The sequence below is a fragment of the Levilactobacillus parabrevis ATCC 53295 genome, assembly GCF_001434055.1.
Taxonomy (GTDB): domain Bacteria; phylum Bacillota; class Bacilli; order Lactobacillales; family Lactobacillaceae; genus Levilactobacillus; species Levilactobacillus parabrevis.
The window spans coordinates 1-1787 of sequence record NZ_AZCZ01000089.1 but is presented as its reverse complement, the minus strand read 5'-3'; the positions used below and the strand labels follow the sequence as shown (position 1 = coordinate 1787).

Sequence of the window (1787 nt, the reverse complement as noted above, 5' to 3'; positions counted from 1 at the left end):
GTAGACCTTTGAAAACTGAACATTGTTTCGACAAACCAAATATGTGTAGGGCGGTTTGATACTCGGTATCAAACCCAAACAATATTTGCGAAGTCAATTCGCTTTTATGAAAATAAAGTAACAACAATCGATGAGCTATTCAAGCATCATCTTTAAGATGAGAGTTTGATCCTGGCTCAGGACGAACGCTGGCGGCATGCCTAATACATGCAAGTCGAACGAGCTTCCGTTGAATGACGTGCTTGCACTGATTTCAACAATGAAGCGAGTGGCGAACTGGTGAGTAACACGTGGGTAACTTGCCCAGAAGCAGGGGATAACACTTGGAAACAGGTGCTAATACCGTATAACAACAGAAACCGCATGGTTTCTGTTTGAAAGGTGGTTTCGGCTATCACTTCTGGATGGACCCGCGGCGTATTAGTTAGTTGGTGAGGTAAAGGCCCACCAAGACAATGATACGTAGCCGACCTGAGAGGGTAATCGGCCACATTGGGACTGAGACACGGCCCAAACTCCTACGGGAGGCAGCAGTAGGGAATCTTCCACAATGGACGAAAGTCTGATGGAGCAATGCCGCGTGAGTGAAGAAGGGTTTCGGCTCGTAAAACTCTGTTGTTAAAGAAGAACACTCTTGAGAGTAACTGTTCAGGAGTTGACGGTATTTAACCAGAAAGCCACGGCTAACTACGTGCCAGCAGCCGCGGTAATACGTAGGTGGCAAGCGTTGTCCGGATTTATTGGGCGTAAAGCGAGCGCAGGCGGTTTCTTAAGTCTGATGTGAAAGCCTTCGGCTTAACCGGAGAAGTGCATCGGAAACTGGGAGACTTGAGTGCAGAAGAGGACAGTGGAACTCCATGTGTAGCGGTGGAATGCGTAGATATATGGAAGAACACCAGTGGCGAAGGCGGCTGTCTAGTCTGTAACTGACGCTGAGGCTCGAAAGCATGGGTAGCAAACAGGATTAGATACCCTGGTAGTCCATGCCGTAAACGATGAGTGCTAGGTGTTGGAGGGTTTCCGCCCTTCAGTGCCGCAGCTAACGCATTAAGCACTCCGCCTGGGGAGTACGACCGCAAGGTTGAAACTCAAAGGAATTGACGGGGGCCCGCACAAGCGGTGGAGCATGTGGTTTAATTCGAAGCTACGCGAAGAACCTTACCAGGTCTTGACATACTATGCAAATCCTAGAGATAGGACGTTCCCTTCGGGGACATGGATACAGGTGGTGCATGGTTGTCGTCAGCTCGTGTCGTGAGATGTTGGGTTAAGTCCCGCAACGAGCGCAACCCTTATTATCAGTTGCCAGCATTAAGTTGGGCACTCTGGTGAGACTGCCGGTGACAAACCGGAGGAAGGTGGGGATGACGTCAAATCATCATGCCCCTTATGACCTGGGCTACACACGTGCTACAATGGACGGTACAACGAGTCGCGAAGTCGTGAGGCTAAGCTAATCTCTTAAAGCCGTTCTCAGTTCGGATTGTAGGCTGCAACTCGCCTACATGAAGTTGGAATCGCTAGTAATCGCGGATCAGCATGCCGCGGTGAATACGTTCCCGGGCCTTGTACACACCGCCCGTCACACCATGAGAGTTTGTAACACCCAAAGCCGGTGAGATAACCTTCGGGAGTCAGCCGTCTAAGGTGGGACAGATGATTAGGGTGAAGTCGTAACAAGGTAGCCGTAGGAGAACCTGCGGCTGGATCACCTCCTTTCTAAGGAATATACGGAGGCTACACATACTTTGTCGAAACAATGGTCAGTTTTGAGGGGTCTACCCTCA

General features: G+C 50.0%; 1 rRNA gene. It reads left to right on the top strand.

Annotated features, from left to right (window positions below):
• The first annotated feature begins 153 nt into the window (after nt 1–153).
• A 16S ribosomal RNA gene (locus tag FD07_RS11830) occupies nt 154–1719 on the top strand.
• Nucleotides 1720–1787 lie beyond the last annotated feature (68 nt).